This is a genomic window from Streptomyces sp. NPDC005435, from assembly GCF_040703155.1.
GTDB lineage: Bacteria > Actinomycetota > Actinomycetes > Streptomycetales > Streptomycetaceae > Streptomyces.
Genome location: NZ_JBEXEQ010000019.1, coordinates 79478 through 93373, shown reverse-complemented (window position 1 = coordinate 93373; position 13896 = coordinate 79478). Strand labels below are relative to the sequence as shown.

The 13896-nt window shown below is 66.9% G+C and carries 22 protein-coding genes; 21 read left to right on the top strand and 1 reads right to left on the bottom strand.

Going from position 1 to position 13896, the window contains the following annotated elements; all coding sequences use genetic code 11:
* Position 1: 1 nt before the first annotated feature.
* From rplX to truA, 19 genes are all read left to right on the top strand, one after another.
* Positions 2 to 325 (top strand): 50S ribosomal protein L24, encoded by a 324-nt coding sequence (gene rplX, locus AB0898_RS23890; RefSeq protein WP_018543913.1) that lies wholly within the window; start codon positions 2 to 4, stop codon positions 323 to 325.
* On the top strand, positions 322 to 879 hold the full coding sequence (gene rplE, locus AB0898_RS23885; RefSeq protein ID WP_026248231.1) for a 50S ribosomal protein L5: 558 nt from the start codon (positions 322 to 324) through the stop codon (positions 877 to 879). Before rplX ends, rplE begins: the two co-directional genes overlap by 4 nt.
* 5 nt (positions 880 to 884) lie before the next feature.
* Positions 885 to 1070 (top strand): type Z 30S ribosomal protein S14, encoded by a 186-nt coding sequence (locus AB0898_RS23880; protein WP_003948630.1) that lies wholly within the window; start codon positions 885 to 887, stop codon positions 1068 to 1070.
* A gap of 209 nt (positions 1071 to 1279) precedes the next feature.
* Complete coding sequence (gene rpsH, locus AB0898_RS23875) at positions 1280 to 1678, top strand: 30S ribosomal protein S8 (RefSeq protein ID WP_026248232.1); 399 nt, start codon at positions 1280 to 1282, stop codon at positions 1676 to 1678.
* 24 nt (positions 1679 to 1702) lie between these two features.
* The gene (gene rplF, locus AB0898_RS23870; RefSeq protein ID WP_366804997.1) at positions 1703 to 2242 is read left to right on the top strand and encodes a 50S ribosomal protein L6; all 540 of its coding nucleotides are present in this window, start codon (positions 1703 to 1705) and stop codon (positions 2240 to 2242) included.
* A gap of 3 nt (positions 2243 to 2245) precedes the next feature.
* Entirely contained in the window at positions 2246 to 2629 is a 384-nt protein-coding gene (gene rplR, locus AB0898_RS23865) for a 50S ribosomal protein L18 (protein ID WP_199586236.1), read from the top strand.
* 65 nt (positions 2630 to 2694) lie between these two features.
* Positions 2695 to 3300, top strand: a complete 606-nt coding sequence (gene rpsE, locus AB0898_RS23860; protein WP_007494753.1) for a 30S ribosomal protein S5 — start codon at positions 2695 to 2697, stop codon at positions 3298 to 3300.
* Entirely contained in the window at positions 3300 to 3482 is a 183-nt protein-coding gene (gene rpmD / locus AB0898_RS23855; protein ID WP_003974250.1) for a 50S ribosomal protein L30, read from the top strand. The genes rpsE and rpmD overlap by 1 nt, the downstream gene beginning before the upstream one ends.
* A 2-nt stretch (positions 3483 to 3484) precedes the next feature.
* The gene (gene rplO, locus AB0898_RS23850) at positions 3485 to 3940 is read left to right on the top strand and encodes a 50S ribosomal protein L15 (RefSeq protein ID WP_366804996.1); all 456 of its coding nucleotides are present in this window, start codon (positions 3485 to 3487) and stop codon (positions 3938 to 3940) included.
* A gap of 187 nt (positions 3941 to 4127) precedes the next feature.
* Entirely contained in the window at positions 4128 to 5441 is a 1314-nt protein-coding gene (gene secY / locus AB0898_RS23845) for a preprotein translocase subunit SecY (protein WP_366804995.1), read from the top strand.
* Positions 5441 to 6106 carry an adenylate kinase gene (locus tag AB0898_RS23840; RefSeq protein ID WP_366804994.1) on the top strand — a complete coding sequence of 222 codons (666 nt, stop codon included), beginning with the start codon at positions 5441 to 5443 and terminating at the stop codon, positions 6104 to 6106. Before secY ends, AB0898_RS23840 begins: the two co-directional genes overlap by 1 nt.
* 98 nt (positions 6107 to 6204) lie before the next feature.
* Entirely contained in the window at positions 6205 to 7041 is an 837-nt protein-coding gene (gene map / locus AB0898_RS23835) for a type I methionyl aminopeptidase (RefSeq protein WP_366804993.1), read from the top strand.
* Between the two features lie 214 nt (positions 7042 to 7255).
* Positions 7256 to 7477 (top strand): translation initiation factor IF-1, encoded by a 222-nt coding sequence (gene infA, locus AB0898_RS23830; RefSeq protein ID WP_004927214.1) that lies wholly within the window; start codon positions 7256 to 7258, stop codon positions 7475 to 7477.
* A gap of 59 nt (positions 7478 to 7536) precedes the next feature.
* Entirely contained in the window at positions 7537 to 7650 is a 114-nt protein-coding gene (rpmJ, locus tag AB0898_RS23825) for a 50S ribosomal protein L36 (protein WP_003998809.1), read from the top strand.
* Between the two features lie 186 nt (positions 7651 to 7836).
* Complete coding sequence (gene rpsM, locus AB0898_RS23820) at positions 7837 to 8217, top strand: 30S ribosomal protein S13 (protein ID WP_020132619.1); 381 nt, start codon at positions 7837 to 7839, stop codon at positions 8215 to 8217.
* 71 nt (positions 8218 to 8288) lie between these two features.
* Positions 8289 to 8693: a 30S ribosomal protein S11 gene (gene rpsK, locus AB0898_RS23815; protein WP_003956432.1), complete on the top strand. Its 405-nt coding sequence runs from the start codon at positions 8289 to 8291 to the stop codon at positions 8691 to 8693.
* Positions 8694 to 8814: 121 nt separating this feature from the next.
* Complete coding sequence (locus AB0898_RS23810; RefSeq protein ID WP_003966937.1) at positions 8815 to 9837, top strand: DNA-directed RNA polymerase subunit alpha; 1023 nt, start codon at positions 8815 to 8817, stop codon at positions 9835 to 9837.
* A gap of 181 nt (positions 9838 to 10018) precedes the next feature.
* Entirely contained in the window at positions 10019 to 10504 is a 486-nt protein-coding gene (rplQ, locus tag AB0898_RS23805) for a 50S ribosomal protein L17 (RefSeq protein WP_161178972.1), read from the top strand.
* Positions 10505 to 10582: 78 nt separating this feature from the next.
* A complete protein-coding gene (gene truA, locus AB0898_RS23800; protein WP_366804992.1) occupies positions 10583 to 11437 on the top strand; it encodes a tRNA pseudouridine(38-40) synthase TruA in 855 nt (284 codons plus the stop codon).
* A gap of 82 nt (positions 11438 to 11519) precedes the next feature.
* Here truA and AB0898_RS23795 read toward each other — a convergent pair whose 3' ends face one another.
* The gene (locus AB0898_RS23795) at positions 11520 to 12395 is read right to left on the bottom strand and encodes a hypothetical protein (RefSeq protein ID WP_366804991.1); all 876 of its coding nucleotides are present in this window, start codon (positions 12393 to 12395) and stop codon (positions 11520 to 11522) included.
* Positions 12396 to 12727: 332 nt separating this feature from the next.
* Here AB0898_RS23795 and rplM point away from each other — a divergent pair, with 332 nt between their 5' ends.
* Both rplM and rpsI read left to right on the top strand, forming a co-directional pair.
* Entirely contained in the window at positions 12728 to 13171 is a 444-nt protein-coding gene (gene rplM, locus AB0898_RS23790) for a 50S ribosomal protein L13 (RefSeq protein WP_366804989.1), read from the top strand.
* Between the two features lie 41 nt (positions 13172 to 13212).
* A complete protein-coding gene (rpsI, locus tag AB0898_RS23785) occupies positions 13213 to 13734 on the top strand; it encodes a 30S ribosomal protein S9 (RefSeq protein ID WP_366804988.1) in 522 nt (173 codons plus the stop codon).
* Positions 13735 to 13896 lie beyond the last annotated feature (162 nt).

Sequence of the window (13896 nt, the reverse complement as noted above, 5' to 3'; positions counted from 1 at the left end):
CATGAAGATCAAGAAGGGCGACCTGGTCCAGGTCATCACCGGTAAGGACAAGGGCAAGCAGGGCAAGGTCATTGCCGCTTACCCGCGCGACGAGCGTGTCCTGGTCGAGGGTGTCAACCGGGTCAAGAAGCACACCAAGGCCGGCCCGACCGCCAGCGGTTCGCAGGCCGGCGGCATCGTCACGACCGAGGCGCCGATCCACGTCTCCAACGTCCAGCTGGTCGTTGAGAAGGACGGCAACAAGGTCGTCACGCGTGTCGGATACCGCTTCGACGACGAGGGCAACAAGATCCGCGTTGCCAAGCGGACGGGTGAGGACATCTGATGACTACCACCACTCCGCGTCTGAAGCAGAAGTACCGCGAGGAGATCGCGGGCAAGCTGCGTGACGAGTTCAAGTACGAGAACGTCATGCAGATCCCCGGTCTCGTCAAGATCGTGGTCAACATGGGTGTCGGCGACGCCGCCCGTGACTCGAAGCTCATGGACGGTGCCGTCCGTGACCTGACCACCATCACCGGTCAGAAGCCGGCCATCACCAAGGCCCGCAAGTCCATCGCGCAGTTCAAGCTGCGCGAGGGTCAGCCGATCGGTGCCCACGTCACGCTCCGTGGCGACCGCATGTGGGAGTTCCTGGACCGCACCCTGTCGCTCGCGCTCCCGCGCATCCGCGACTTCCGTGGTCTGTCCCCCAAGCAGTTCGACGGCCGTGGCAACTACACCTTCGGTCTCACGGAGCAGGTCATGTTCCACGAGATCGACCAGGACAAGATCGACCGCGTCCGGGGTATGGACATCACCGTGGTCACCACGGCGACCAACGACGCTGAGGGCCGCGCGCTCCTTCGTCACCTCGGCTTCCCGTTCAAGGAGGCGTGAGCGAGATGGCGAAGAAGGCTCTTATCGCTAAGGCTGCTCGCAAGCCCAAGTTCGGTGTGCGTGGCTACACGCGCTGCCAGCGCTGCGGCCGTCCGCACTCCGTGTACCGCAAGTTCGGCCTCTGCCGCGTGTGCCTTCGTGAGATGGCTCACCGTGGCGAGCTGCCGGGCGTGACCAAGAGCTCCTGGTAATCCCCTAATTCGGGATTCCTGAAGCTCTCGGTAAGCAACTGGGTCGACAGAGGCCCTTCCCCACATGCCGTAGGCTTGCGGGGTTGGGCGTCTGTCGCCCGTACGACTTACTACGCCGTAGGTCCACCGCGCCGCACCCGCCCCGTCCCGGATCGGGGAGAGGGATGGCGCACCAGGAAACCCCGGCGAGAGAGGCCGAAGGCCAATTCATGACCATGACTGATCCGATCGCAGACATGCTTACGCGTCTGCGTAACGCGAACTCGGCATACCACGACTCCGTGACGATGCCGGCGTCGAAGATCAAGTCTCACATCGCGGAGATCCTCCAGCAGGAGGGCTTCATCACCGGCTGGAAGACCGAGGACGCCGAGGTCGGCAAGAACCTCGTTCTCGAGCTGAAGTTCGGTCCGAACCGTGAGCGCTCCATCGCGGGCATCAAGCGGATCTCGAAGCCCGGTCTCCGGGTCTACGCGAAGTCCACCAACCTGCCCAAGGTGCTGGGTGGCCTCGGCGTGGCGATCATCTCCACGTCCCACGGGCTCCTCACCGACAAGCAGGCCGGCAAGAAGGGCGTAGGCGGAGAAGTTCTCGCCTACGTCTGGTAACGGAAGGGAACGGAGGAAACAGCTATGTCGCGTATTGGCAAGCTCCCCATCACGGTTCCCGCCGGCGTGGACGTCACCATCGACGGCCGTACGGTCTCGGTCAAGGGCCCCAAGGGCACCCTGTCCCACACCGTCGTGGCGCCGATCGACATCGCCAAGGGTGAGGACGGCGTTCTGAACGTCACCCGCCCCAACGACGAGCGTCAGAACAAGGCCCTGCACGGCCTGTCCCGCACGCTGGTGGCGAACATGATCACCGGCGTGACCCAGGGTTACGTGAAGAAGCTCGAAATCAGCGGTGTCGGTTACCGAGTGACTGCCAAGGGTGCGAACCTCGAGTTCGCGCTCGGCTACAGCCACCCGATCGTCGTCGAGGCCCCCGAGGGCATCACCTTCAAGGTGGAGACCCCGACCCGCTTCCAGGTCGAGGGCATCGACAAGCAGAAGGTCGGCGAGGTTGCGGCGAACATCCGCAAGCTGCGCAAGCCCGACCCGTACAAGGCCAAGGGCGTCAAGTACGAGGGCGAAGTCATCCGCCGCAAGGTCGGAAAGGCGGGTAAGTAAGCCATGGCATACGGACAGAAGATCCTCAAGGGCGACGCCTACAAGCGCGCCGCGATCAAGCGCCGTCACATCCGGATCCGTAAGCACATCTCGGGTACGGCTGAGCGCCCGCGTCTCGTCGTGACGCGCTCGAACCGCCACATCGTGGCCCAGGTCATCGACGACATCAAGGGTCACACCCTGGCGTCGGCGTCGACCCTGGACGCCTCGATCCGCGGCGGCGAGAGCGACAAGTCGACGCAGGCCAAGTCCGTCGGCGCCCTGGTCGCCGAGCGCGCCAAGGCCGCCGGTGTCGAGGCTGTCGTATTCGACCGTGGTGGCAACCAGTACGCCGGGCGCATCGCCGCCCTGGCGGACGCCGCCCGCGAAGCCGGACTCAAGTTCTGAGTCGCCCGTCGCGCAGTGACTTTCGGTCGCTGCGTAGCTAGCGGATAAAGAGAGAGGTAATTCCAATGGCTGGACCCCAGCGCCGCGGTGGCGGTGCCGGTGGCGGCGAGCGGCGGGACCGGAAGGGCCGTGACGGCGGCGCAGCTGCCGCCGAGAAGACCGCGTACGTTGAGCGCGTTGTCGCGATCAACCGCGTCGCCAAGGTTGTGAAGGGTGGTCGTCGCTTCAGCTTCACCGCGCTGGTCGTGGTGGGCGACGGTGACGGCACCGTGGGTGTCGGTTACGGCAAGGCCAAGGAGGTGCCGGCCGCCATCGCCAAGGGTGTTGAGGAGGCCAAGAAGCACTTCTTCAAGGTCCCCCGTATCCAGGGCACCATCCCCCACCCCATCCAGGGTGAGAAGGCTGCCGGCGTCGTCCTGCTCAAGCCCGCGTCCCCCGGTACCGGTGTTATCGCCGGTGGCCCGGTGCGTGCCGTGCTCGAGTGCGCCGGTATCCACGACATCCTGTCGAAGTCCCTGGGCTCCGACAACGCGATCAACATCGTGCACGCCACCGTGGCGGCCCTCAAGGGCCTGCAGCGTCCCGAGGAGGTCGCGGCCCGCCGCGGTCTGCCGCTCGAGGACGTCGCCCCCGCGGCCCTGCTGCGTGCGCGTGCCGGGGCTGGTGCGTAATGGCACAGCTCAAGATCACGCAGGTGAAGTCCTACATCGGCAGCAAGCAGAACCACCGTGACACCCTGCGTTCCCTTGGTCTCAAGGGCATCAACACGCAGGTCGTCAAGGAGGACCGCCCCGAGTTCCGCGGCATGGTGCACACCGTCCGCCACCTCGTGACGGTCGAGGAGGTCGACTGATCATGGCGGAGCAGAACCCGCTCAAGATCCACAACCTCCGTCCCGCCCCGGGCGCCAAGACCGCCAAGACCCGTGTGGGTCGTGGTGAGGCGTCGAAGGGTAAGACGGCCGGTCGTGGTACCAAGGGCACGAAGGCCCGTTACCAGGTTCCGGAGCGCTTCGAGGGTGGCCAGATGCCCCTCCACATGCGTCTCCCGAAGCTCAAGGGCTTCAAGAACCCGTTCAAGACCGAGTACCAGGTCGTGAACCTGGACAAGCTGGCCTCCCTCTACCCGCAGGGTGGAGAGGTCACCGTCCAGGACCTCGTGGACAAGGGTGCCGTTCGCAAGAACAGCCTCGTCAAGGTCCTCGGCCAGGGCGAGATCTCCGTGGCGCTGCAGGTGACGGTGGACGCCGTCTCCGACTCCGCCAAGGAGAAGATCACCGCCGCCGGCGGTACGGTCACCGAGCTGGTCTGAGTCCCTCAGGTCTCTCGATGACATAGACGATCCCGACCGGGGATACCTCACAATGAGGTATCCCCGGTTGGTCGTTCCTAGGGGGGCAGTGTCGCCGGTAAGGTGGCCTGCACTGTTCTTTTTCGTATTCGTCGAACCTCTAGACCGTCACCCTTGACGCAGTTGCGCGGGGGTCGCAGGAGGCACCGTGCTCACCGCGTTCGCCCGGGCGTTCAGGACGCCCGACCTGCGCAAGAAGCTGCTCTTCACGCTGGGCATCATCGTGGTCTACCGGGTCGGTACCCACATCCCGATCCCCGGCGTCAATTACAAGGCCGTCCAGACCTGCGTGACCGAGGCGTCCGGCAATCAGGGCCTCTTCGGACTGGTCAACATGTTCAGCGGCGGCGCGCTGCTGCAGATCACGATCTTCGCCCTCGGCATCATGCCGTACATCACGGCCAGCATCATTCTTCAGCTGCTGACCGTGGTCATCCCGCGCCTCGAGGCCCTCAAGAAGGAGGGACAGTCCGGCACGGCGAAGATCACGCAGTACACGCGTTATCTGACCGTGGCGCTGGCCATCCTCCAGGGCACCGGCCTGGTCGCCACCGCCCGTACCGGCGCGCTGTTCAACGGCTGCACCGCCGCTCCCAGCATCGTGCCGGACCAGTCGATCTTCACCACGATCACCATGGTGATCTGCATGACCGCCGGCACCTGTGTCGTCATGTGGCTCGGTGAGCTGATCACCGACCGCGGTATCGGCAACGGCATGTCGATCCTGATGTTCATCTCGATCGCCGCGACCTTCCCGTCCGCGCTGTGGGCCATCAAGAAGTCGGGCACCCTGGCGGACGGCTGGATCGAGTTCGGCACCGTCATCCTGGTCGGCCTGGTCATGGTCGCGCTCGTCGTCTTCGTGGAGCAGGCCCAGCGCCGTATCCCCGTGCAGTACGCCAAGCGCATGATCGGCCGCCGGTCCTACGGCGGCACCTCCACCTACATCCCGCTCAAGGTGAACCAGGCCGGTGTCATCCCGGTCATCTTCGCCTCGTCGCTGCTCTACATCCCGGCCCTGGTCGCGCAGTTCGCCGGCGGGGACTCGGAGTGGAAGCGCTGGGTCACGGCGAACCTCACCAAGGGCACCCACCCGGTCTACATCACGCTGTACTTCCTGCTGATCGTGTTCTTCGCGTTCTTCTACGTGGCGATCTCGTTCAACCCCGAGGAAGTCGCGGACAACATGAAGAAGTATGGTGGCTTCATCCCGGGCATCCGGGCTGGCCGACCGACCGCTGAGTACCTCAGTTACGTGCTCAACCGGATCACCTGGCCGGGTTCGCTGTATCTGGGTCTGATCGCTCTTGTGCCGACGATGGCGTTGGCCGGCTTCGGGGCAAGCCAGAACTTCCCGTTCGGCGGGACCAGCATCCTCATCATCGTGGGTGTCGGCCTGGAGACCGTGAAGCAGATCGAGAGCCAGCTCCAGCAGCGCAATTACGAAGGGTTCCTCCGCTGATGCGTATCGTCCTCGTCGGGCCGCCCGGTGCCGGTAAGGGAACGCAAGCCGTCCGCCTGGCCGAGACTCTGTCGGTCCCGCACATCTCCACGGGCGACCTGTTCCGGGCCAACATCAGCCGGCAGACGGAGCTGGGCAAACTCGCGAAGTCCTTCATGGACGCCGGAAACCTCGTCCCCGACGAGGTGACCATCGCGATGGCCAAGGACCGCATGGAGCAGCCGGACGCCGAGGGCGGTTTCCTGCTCGACGGCTTCCCGCGCAACGTCTCGCAGGCCGAGGCGCTGGACGAGCTGCTGCGCGGCGAGGGCATCAAGCTCGACGCGGTGCTGGACCTGGAGGTCCCGGAGGACGAGGTCGTCAAGCGGATCGCCGGCCGGCGCATCTGCCGCAACGACTCCTCGCACGTCTTCCACGTGACGTACAGCAAGCCGAAGCAGGAGGGCGTCTGCGACGTCTGCGGCGGCGAGCTGTACCAGCGTGACGACGACTCCGAGGACACCGTCCGCAAGCGCCTCGAGGTCTACCACACGCAGACTGAGCCGATCATCGACTACTACCGGTCCCAGGGCCTGGTCGTGACGATCTCCTCGCTCGGTCCGGTGGACGAGATCACCGAGCGGGCGCTGGCGGCGCTCAAGAGCGAGCAGAGCGAGAACGAGTAACAAGCGGTACCTCCGGCCGCGGTGTCCCTCAGGGGCGCCGCGGCCGTAGTGTTGTGTCCCTACCCCAGTCGATGAGTGACGGAGAGCGCAGGCCCCCCATGGTGCAGATCAAGACCCCCGAGCAGATCGCCAAGATGCGTGCGGCGGGGCTGGTCGTCGCCGCGATCCACGCGGCCACCCGTGAGGCGGCGGTGCCCGGCGCGACCACGCGCGACCTGGACCAGGTCGCCCGCAAGGTGCTCGACGAGCACGGCGCCAAGTCCAACTTCCTGGGGTACGGCGGCTTCCCCGCGACGATCTGCACCTCGGCCAACGAGGTCGTCGTCCACGGCATCCCCTCCGACGACGTCGTCCTCAAGGACGGCGACATCATCTCCATCGACTGCGGCGCGATCGTGGACGGCTGGCACGGCGACGCCGCGTACACCGCCTTCGTCGGCTCCGGGCACGCGCCCGAGCTGATCGAGCTCTCCCGGGTGACCGAGGAGTCGATGTGGGCCGGCATCGCGGCGATGAAGCTCGGCAACCGGCTGGTGGACATCTCGCGCGCGATCGAGACGTACATCCGGCGTCAGCCGAAGCCGGGGGGCGGGCGGTACGGGATCATCGAGGACTACGGCGGTCACGGCATCGGGACCGAGATGCACATGGACCCGCATCTGCTGAACTACGTCGAGCGCCGGCGGGGGAAGGGGCCGAAGCTGGTGCCCGGGTTCTGCCTGGCCATCGAGCCGATGGTCTCGCTGGGTACGCCTCGTACGGAGGTGCTCTCCGACGACTGGACCGTCATCACGACCGATGGGACCTGGTCCTCGCACTGGGAGCACTCCGTCGCCCTCACGGAGCAGGGGCCGCTGGTGCTGACCGCGCCCGACGGGGGCAAGGCGAAGCTGGCGGAGTTCGGGGTCACCGCGGCGCCGGATCCGCTGGCGTAGGGGCGGCGGGCGCACCCCCGTGTGCACAGTGGTGGGCCCCTGAATGCATGATGATCTGTTGGGCAGGGCAGACTTCTGCGATTCGTGTTTCCGGGTGCGCTGACGTAGACTGACTCGTCGGCTCTCGTGCACCCGCATGTCCGCATGCGCTCGCAGCTCGCCCCTCGGGGTGGGTGAGAGAGTCGATCAAGGTAGTCGATTCGAAGGGCGAAGCGTGGCCAAGAAGCAAGGTGCCATCGAGATCGAGGGCACTGTCGTCGAGTCTCTTCCGAACGCCATGTTCAGGGTCGAGCTCCAGAACGGCCACCAGGTTCTGGCACACATCAGCGGCAAGATGCGTATGCACTACATCCGCATTCTCCCTGACGACCGGGTCGTGGTGGAGCTTTCTCCGTACGACCTGACGCGTGGCCGGATCGTCTACCGCTACAAGTAGATCTTGCCCGCATCCCGGCTGCCGCCGGGGTGATGGCACTGACCCGGAGAACCTCACCCATGAAGGTCAAGCCGAGCGTCAAGAAGATCTGCGACAAGTGCAGGGTGATCCGCCGTCACGGCCGGGTCATGGTCATCTGCGAGAACCCGCGCCACAAGCAGCGCCAGGGCTGACGCACGACCGATCCCTCTGCACCCGCAGAGATTCGCGCGACGCATAGCTGAATATGTTCATACGCAGAGCCCGAGCCATCCAGCTCGACACCCTCGGTTCGGAGGCCGAGGACCCGGTTCGTACCTGGTACGGCGGCCGGGACCCGGTTCTGCGGAAGACCTCCGAAGATCACCAGGAGCCATTGAATGGCACGCGTTTCCGGTGTTGACATCCCGCGCGAAAAGCGCGTGGAGGTCGCCCTCACCTACGTGTTCGGCATTGGCCGGACCCTGTCCCAGGAGACGCTGGCTGCGACCGGCGTCGACCCGAACACCCGCGTCCGCGACCTGAGCGAAGAGCAGCTCGTCGCGATCCGCGAGTACGTGGACGCCAACATCAAGACCGAGGGTGACCTCCGTCGCGAGATCCAGGCCGACATCCGCCGCAAGGTCGAGATCGGTTGCTACCAGGGTCTCCGTCACCGTCGTGGTCTGCCCGTCCGCGGTCAGCGCACCAGCACCAACGCCCGCACCCGCAAGGGCCCGCGTCGCGCCATCGCCGGCAAGAAGAAGCCGGGCAAGAAGTAGTCCTCAGCGGACAACGCTTCATCTAGCGGTCTTCGCTGTAGGACCGACCACCTCCCCGTAGGAGTTTGTAGATGCCCCCCAAGGGTCGTCAGGGCGCTGCCAAGAAGGTGCGCCGCAAGGAAAAGAAGAACGTCGCTCACGGCCACGCGCACATCAAGAGCACGTTCAACAACACGATCGTCTCCATCACGGACCCGTCGGGCAACGTGATCTCCTGGGCCTCCGCCGGCCACGTCGGCTTCAAGGGCTCCCGGAAGTCCACGCCGTTCGCCGCGCAGATGGCCGCCGAGTCGGCTGCCCGCCGCGCTCAGGAGCACGGCATGCGCAAGGTCGACGTGTTCGTGAAGGGCCCGGGCTCCGGTCGCGAGACCGCGATCCGTTCGCTCCAGGCCACGGGCCTCGAGGTCGGCTCCATCCAGGACGTCACCCCGACCCCGCACAACGGCTGCCGCCCGCCGAAGCGTCGTCGCGTCTGACGCACGGCCTTCACCGGCTGGTTCCGGGCGGTACGGCTCCTCACGGGGCCGTGCCGCCCGTACCCTTGCAGTACGAGTCGGGCGTCAAATAGTGGGCGCCCCTGACTGAAGGACTCACACCATGCTGATCGCTCAGCGTCCGTCGCTGACCGAAGAGGTTGTCGACGAGTTCCGCTCCCGGTTCGTGATCGAGCCGCTGGAGCCGGGCTTCGGTTACACCCTCGGCAACTCCCTCCGCCGCACCCTCCTGTCGTCGATCCCCGGCGCTGCTGTCACCAGCATCCGCATCGACGGTGTCCTGCACGAGTTCACCACCGTGCCGGGCGTCAAGGAGGACGTGACCGACCTCATCCTCAACATCAAGCAGCTGGTCGTCTCCTCGGAGCACGACGAGCCGGTCGTGATGTACCTGCGCAAGCAGGGCCCGGGTCTGGTCACCGCCGCCGACATCGCGCCCCCGGCCGGTGTCGAGGTGCACAACCCCGACCTCGTCCTCGCCACGCTCAACGGCAAGGGCAAGCTGGAGATGGAGCTGACCGTCGAGCGCGGTCGCGGCTACGTCTCCGCCGTGCAGAACAAGCAGGTGGGCCAGGAGATCGGCCGTATCCCGGTCGACTCCATCTACTCGCCGGTTCTCAAGGTCACGTACAAGGTCGAGGCCACGCGTGTCGAGCAGCGCACCGACTTCGACAAGCTGATCGTCGACGTCGAGACCAAGCAGGCGATGCGTCCGCGTGACGCCATGGCCTCCGCGGGCAAGACGCTGGTCGAGCTGTTCGGTCTCGCCCGCGAGCTGAACATCGACGCCGAGGGCATCGACATGGGTCCGTCCCCGACGGACGCCGCGCTGGCCGCGGACCTGGCTCTTCCCATCGAGGAGCTTGAGCTGACCGTTCGGTCGTACAACTGCCTCAAGCGTGAGGGCATCCACTCCGTGGGTGAGCTCGTCGCCCGCTCCGAGGCGGACCTCCTCGACATTCGCAACTTCGGTGCGAAGTCCATCGACGAGGTCAAGGCGAAGCTGGCCGGCATGGGTCTCGCGCTCAAGGACTCGCCTCCCGGCTTCGACCCGACCGCCGCCGCCGACGCCTTTGGCGCGGACGACGACGCGGACGCCGGTTTCGTCGAGACCGAGCAGTACTAAGAGCTCGGGCCTTCCGGTCCGTACTCGGGTGCGGGTGCGCTGTGCTTGATCGCGCAGTTCCCCGCGCCCCTTCCGAGCAGGCCCCTTCGGGGACCTGCTCGGATCTCCGACAGGCGACCGCCTGCTCGGATACTGACTTCGGTACCTGACACGGCCGGGGCAGACACCTAGGAGAAACACCATGCCGAAGCCTGCCAAGGGCGCCCGTCTGGGCGGCAGTGCCGCGCACGAGAAGCTGCTGCTCGCGAACCTCGCGAAGAGCCTCTTCGAGCACGGCCGCATCACCACCACCGAGGCCAAGGCCCGCCGCCTGCGCCCGTACGCCGAGCGTCTGGTCACCAAGGCGAAGAAGGGTGACCTTCACAACCGCCGCCAGGTGCTCCAGGTCATCACGGACAAGGGCATCGTCCACACGCTCTTCACCGAGATCGGCCCGCGGTACGAGAACCGCCCCGGTGGTTACACCCGCATCACCAAGATCGGTAACCGCCGTGGCGACAACGCGCCCATGGCCGTCATCGAGCTGGTCGAGGCCCTGACCGTCGCCCAGCAGGCGACCGGTGAGGCCGAGGCCGCCACCAAGCGTGCGGTCAAGGAGTCCGAGGAGGCCAAGGTCGAGCAGACCGAGGCCGTCGAGGCTCCCGCCGAGGAGTCCAAGGACGCCTGAGGCACTGCCTGACGCCTGAGAGGCGGGTCCGTCCCTGTGGGGGCGGGCCCGCCTTTCGTGTTCTGAGAGGATTTCCGCGTGAGTGACGAAGCACAGCCCGGCCATGTCCGTATCCGCCTCGACCTGTCGTACGACGGCACCGACTTCCACGGCTGGGCCAAGCAGGCCGGCGGGCGGCGGACCGTGCAGGGGGAGATCGAGGACGCCCTCAGGACGGTCACGCGGTCCAAGGAGACGTACGAGCTGACCGTGGCCGGGCGCACGGACGCCGGGGTGCACGCGCGCGGCCAGGTCGCGCACGTCGACCTGCCCGAGGACGTGTGGGCGGAGCACCGGGAGAAGCTGCTGAAGCGGCTCGCCGGGCGGCTGTCCAAGGACGTACGGGTGTGGAGCCTGGCCGAGGCGCCCCCCGGGTTCAACGCGCGCTTCTCGGCCGTCTGGCGGCGCTACGCCTACCGCGTCACCGACAACCCCGGCGGGGTCGACCCGCTGCTGCGGGGCCACGTGCTCTGGCACGACTGGCCGCTCGACGTGGACGCCATGAACGAGGCGGCGCGCGTGCTGCTCGGCGAGCACGACTTCGCCGCGTACTGCAAGCGGCGCGAGGGCGCGACCACCATCCGCACCCTCCAGGACCTGAGCCTGGAACGCGGGGCGGACGGCGTGATCACGGCCACCGTGCGCGCGGACGCGTTCTGCCACAACATGGTCCGCTCGCTGATCGGCGCGCTGCTGTTCGTCGGCGACGGGCACCGGGGCCCCGAGTGGCCGGGCAAGGTGCTGGCCGCCGGCGTGCGGGACTCGGCCGTGCACGTCGTACGGCCGCACGGGCTGACCCTGGAGGAGGTCGGCTACCCGGCCGACGAGCTGCTGGCCGCCCGGAACAAGGAGGCCCGCAACCGGCGCTCGCTGCCCTCGGCGGGCTGCTGCTGAGCGGAGGGGACGCGGGGGCCGGACGGGGTGCGGCGGGGACCGGACGGAGGTGCGGCGGGGGCCCGGAGGAGCCCCCGCGCGGTTACTTCGCGGCCGCCGACGCCTGGGCCTCGCCCCGGCGCAGCAGCTGGCGGAAGGTGAACTGCGCCAGGTCGTTGCCCGCCGAGAACACCTTGTTGTCCTTGAGGGTGACGTCCTTGCCGCTGGTGAAGCCCGCGGTGGTGAAGTAGGCGTACCGGCCGAGGGTGTTGGTGGTGGTGCGGCAGATCGCCGACTCGCAGAAGGGCTTCACGCCCTTGCCGGACAGCGAGGAGATGATGCTCTTCGTGTCCGTCTGGCCCTTGAACTCGGTCGCCTCGGCCGCGCTGTCGAAGACGGCCACGCCCGCGGTGACGGCCACGCCGTCCTTGACGTAGCTGACCCGCATCAGCCGGGTGCACTTGTTCGCGGTGAGGAGCTTCGGCAGGGTGCCGCGCGCGCCGGAGGCGCAGTTCTTCGTGTCGGCGGTGGCGCCCTTCTTGTACACCGTCTCGCCCATGGTCAGCTGCGTGCCCGGGAACAGGGTCTCCGGGCTGAGCGGGGCGGTGTCCTTCTTGGCGCTGGAGATGAAGTCCTTCGGATCCAGCGGAGGCGGCGCGCTGGTCGGCGCGAAGGACGGCGCGGTGGCGGTGCCGCCCGGCAGCGAGGCGCTGGGAGGCAGGGCCGAGGGGCCGCCGGCGGTGTCGTCGTCGCTGCCCGCGTTGACGACGGCCATCGCGACGGCCGTGCCTATCGCGGCCGTGGCCAGGGCACCGCCGACGATCAGCAGCACCTTGCGGCGCTTGCTGCGGTTCTCGGACTGGTCCGCGAGCGCGGCCCAGTCGGGAGTCCCGTCGTCGCCCTTGGCGCTCCACGGCTGCTCGGATTGAGGTGTCCAGGGATCCCACTGGTTCTGGGAGCCCCCCTGCCCGTAACTCATGGGGCGCATCTTAGAGGGGCCCCGCACATGCCCGTACGCCCGAGGGCACGGGGCCGGGAGACGATAGGGGGACCTTCCGCGCAGGGGGGAACATCTCGGCGCGCCGGGTTTCGGTCGGGGCGTGTTTTGACCCGTCCGGGGGTGCCCCGGTAGGCTGGCTCCTCGTTGTGTATTGGCTTGCTCATTCTCACGGGACGGGCCCTTACACCGGTCCACCGGGCCGATGACCAGCGATCCGCACGCGGTATGCGTCACCGCAGTGCGATCCAGGCTGTCGTGATCGTTTCGGTGACCTGTTCAGGACCATTCACTCGAAGCGAAGGCTACGAACCGTGCGTACGTACAGCCCCAAGCCCGGCGATGTGACGCGCCAGTGGCACGTCATCGACGCTCAGGACGTCGTCCTGGGCCGTCTGGCCACCACTGCCGCCACCCTGCTGCGCGGCAAGCACAAGCCGATCTACGCGCCGCACGTCGACGCTGGCGACTTCGTCGTCATCATCAACGCCGACAAGGTGCACCTGTCCGGCAACAAGCGGACCCAGAAGATGGCGTACCGCCACTCCGGTTACCCGGGTGGTCTGCGCTCGGTCCGTTACGACGAGCTGCTCGACAAGAACCCCGAGAAGGCCGTCGAGAAGGCCGTCAAGGGCATGCTCCCCAAGAACACCCTCGGCCGTCAGATGCTCTCGAAGCTGAAGGTCTACAAGGGCGACCAGCACCCGCACGCTGCCCAGCAGCCGGTGCCGTTCGAGATCACCCAGGTCGCGCAGTAATTCCGGCCGCCCTTTAACTGACAGAGAATCTGAGGAGAATCGTGGCCGAGACCACTGCCGAGCAGCCGCTCGAAGAGACCGAGCTCGTCGACATCGAGAGCTACACCACCGAGAGCGAGCTCCCCGTCGAGGGTGAGTACACCTCGGAGTCCATGGCGTCCCGCTTCGGCGAGCCCCAGCCGGCCGCCGGCCTGGGCCGTCGCAAGAACGCCATCGCCCGCGTCCGGATCGTTCCGGGCACCGGCAAGTGGAAGATCAACGGTCGCACCCTTGAGGACTACTTCCCCAACAAGGTGCACCAGCAGGAAGTCAACGAGCCCTTCAAGGTGCTCGAGCTCGAGGGCCGCTACGACGTCATCGCCCGTATCTCGGGTGGCGGTGTCTCCGGTCAGGCCGGTGCGCTCCGTCTCGGTGTCGCCCGTGCGCTGAACGAGGCCGACGTGGACAACAACCGCGGCGCCCTCAAGAAGGCCGGCTTCCTCAAGCGCGACGACCGTGCGGTCGAGCGCAAGAAGGCCGGTCTGAAGAAGGCCCGTAAGGCTCCGCAGTACAGCAAGCGCTAAACAGCGGCGCTTCGCGCGTACTCCGAACGCCCCGACGGCACGCCCTGTGTGCCGCCGGGGCGTTCGTTTATCTCCGTCAAGGGCGTATAACGACACAAGACGCTCAAAGGCTTGTGCGATTGGATGCTCTGGCACATGCCATGATTCCTCGCAGCAGTTGCG